The sequence below is a fragment of the Acidimicrobiales bacterium genome (assembly GCA_036399815.1).
GTDB lineage: Bacteria > Actinomycetota > Acidimicrobiia > Acidimicrobiales > DASWMK01 > DASWMK01.
This window is the reverse complement of sequence record DASWMK010000199.1, coordinates 1-2,074: the sequence shown is the minus strand read 5'-3', so window position 1 is coordinate 2,074 and position 2,074 is coordinate 1. Positions and strand designations below refer to the sequence as shown.

Annotated in this window: 3 protein-coding genes; 1 reads left to right on the top strand and 2 read right to left on the bottom strand. The window is 75.3% G+C overall.

Translation table 11 applies throughout. The features are described 5' to 3' along the window. Positions 1 to 13 precede the first annotated feature (13 nt). Complete coding sequence (locus VGB14_14795; protein HEX9994194.1) at positions 14 to 454, bottom strand: Hsp20/alpha crystallin family protein; 441 nt, start codon at positions 452 to 454, stop codon at positions 14 to 16. Positions 455 to 547: 93 nt separating this feature from the next. After that, on the bottom strand, positions 548 to 1,561 hold the full coding sequence (locus tag VGB14_14790) for an aminoglycoside phosphotransferase family protein (protein HEX9994193.1): 1,014 nt from the start codon (positions 1,559 to 1,561) through the stop codon (positions 548 to 550). A gap of 84 nt (positions 1,562 to 1,645) precedes the next feature. Here VGB14_14790 and VGB14_14785 point away from each other — a divergent pair, with 84 nt between their 5' ends. Continuing rightward, positions 1,646 to 2,014: a hypothetical protein gene (locus VGB14_14785; protein ID HEX9994192.1), complete on the top strand. Its 369-nt coding sequence runs from the start codon at positions 1,646 to 1,648 to the stop codon at positions 2,012 to 2,014. Positions 2,015 to 2,074: the final 60 nt, after the last annotated feature.

Below are 2,074 nucleotides of genomic sequence, written 5' to 3'. Positions count from 1 at the left end.
CCTGCCAGTCGCGTCAGGCGGCGGTCGACGTGGTCTCGACGGTCTTGCGCTCGCCGGTGCCGCCGCCGATCTGGATGCGGCGGGCCTTGGCGGTCTCGGCGACCGGGATGGCGAGGGTCAGGACGCCGTGCTCGTAGTGGGCCTCGATGCGCTCGATGTCGAGGTTCTCGCCGAGGAAGAGCTGGCGGGTGAACGCGCCCCTGGGCCGCTCGGTCACGAGCATCTCGTCGCCCTCGGCGGGCTGCCAGCGGCGCTCGGCCTTGACGGTGAGGACGTTGCGCTCGACGGTCAGGTCCACCGAGTCGGGGTCGACGCCGGGGAGGTCGAGGTGGACGAAGAAGCGGTCACCCCGCCGGTAGGCGTCCATCGGCATGCCGCCGGTCCACGAACGGGTGCCGAAGGCCTGGGCGGCGAGGCGATCGAAGTCCCGGAAGGGATCGAACCGCATGAGCATGCTGGGTGCCTCCTGTCGTGTCGGTCCTGGTTCGAACCGCCGACCACCATACCTAGCCAACAGAAAACTTGACAACCTTCGACGCAGATTCTCTCAGCGAATGGCCAGGGCGAGCCGGTCGAGGTGGCTCGTCCCGCTGACCGTCCGCACCAGCCGGTGCCACGCGTGCTGGCCGGACAGCTCCCGCACCGGGCGCCGGGGCGGGTCGTCGAGCAGGTCCCTCGTGTCGAAGGCCAGCGCGTAGAGCCGCATCCGGTCGAGCTGGCGGGGCACGGTGAACAGGTCCGGGTAGGCGTCGGCCAGCCACCACGGCACCCGCTGGTAGTCCTCCGCCCTGGTCAGGTGCTCGTAGTCGGGCGCGACGTGGAGGAACGGCAGCTCGCAGAACCGCAGCAGCACGTCGAGGTCGAGGTCGGGCGGGCCGGGCCGGCACCACTCGAGGTCGAGCACCGCGGTGACCGACCTCCCGTCCCAGAGCACGTTCTCGAAGTGCACGTCGCCGTGGACCATCCCGGGGGCGGGCCAGGGGTCGAGGGCGGTGGCCGTCGTCCTCGCCAGGTCGGCGGCGTCGGCCAGCACCCGCCGGTCGACGAAGGGCAGGTTGACGGCCCGGTCGAGGGCGGCGAGGAGCGGGAGCACGGCCCGGCGGCCGCCCCTGGCCGCGGGGTCGAGGAGCTGAGGGGCCCGCAGCGGCGGTGGGAGGCGGAGGTCGGCCTGGGTGCGGTGGAGGGCGGCGAGCTTGGCCGCGACCTGGTGGACGGCCCGCTCCCTGCGGTCGTCGTCCATGCCCGGCCAGCAGCGGCTGAGCGGCAGGCCCGGCACCCGGCGGGTGATCAGCCAGTCCACGCTGGCGTCCGACCCGGCCGCCACCACCGGCGGGTAGCCGAGCTCGCCGGGCACGAGGGGGACCAGCTCGGCCTCCCTGGACAGCCGCCCGTCGCCCCTCGGGCCGAGGCGGAGCACGTAGCGACCGGCGTACCACACCTCGTTCGTGGCGCTGGCCGCCCGCTCGAGGGGCAGGGTCGGGTCGAGGCCCGCGGCGGCGAGCGCACGTCGGGCGCGTATGAGCGCGAGCGCCGTCGTGGGCGGCGGACCGCTGAGGACCACGGTGGGAACTTCGACGCCGGCGGGGCCGACCTTGACGGGCCGAACGGCCCATCGCCCGCTTGCCCGCGCCGTACAGTTCGGACCGTGCCACCGTTCACCGCGCTCGCCGTCGGGCCCGACGCCGCCGACGCCTACGAGGACGCGGTGGCGCGGGCGGGCGCCGACGGCGGGCCCCTCGCCGCCACCGACCGGCTCGTCGTCGTCCCCGTGCCCGAGGGGGTCGAGGCCTCCCGGCTGGGCACGTGGGTGCAGCGCCGGGCGGCCGGCGGCGCCCTCGACGACGTGCCGCCCGAGCACCACGCCCTCGTCGACCGGGTCGTCGAGGAGTACCGCATCCCCGGCACGTGCGTCGCCGTCGAGGTCACCGGCGACCTGGCCGCCCGCATGCGGGCCCGCGTCGGCGCCACCGACGCCGACGCCCGGGCCTGGCTGCTGTTCGGCACGACGGCCTGAGGGCGCCGGCCGGCCGGGCGGGGTCCGCCGGGCGCCGGCGCGGCCTTCGCTATCGTCGCC

Excerpts from the sequence above, each read along its gene's own strand:
- VGB14_14795 (HEX9994194.1), bottom strand. The coding sequence starts at position 454 with ATGCTCATGCGGTTCGATCCCTTCCGGGACTTCGATCGCCTCGCCGCC.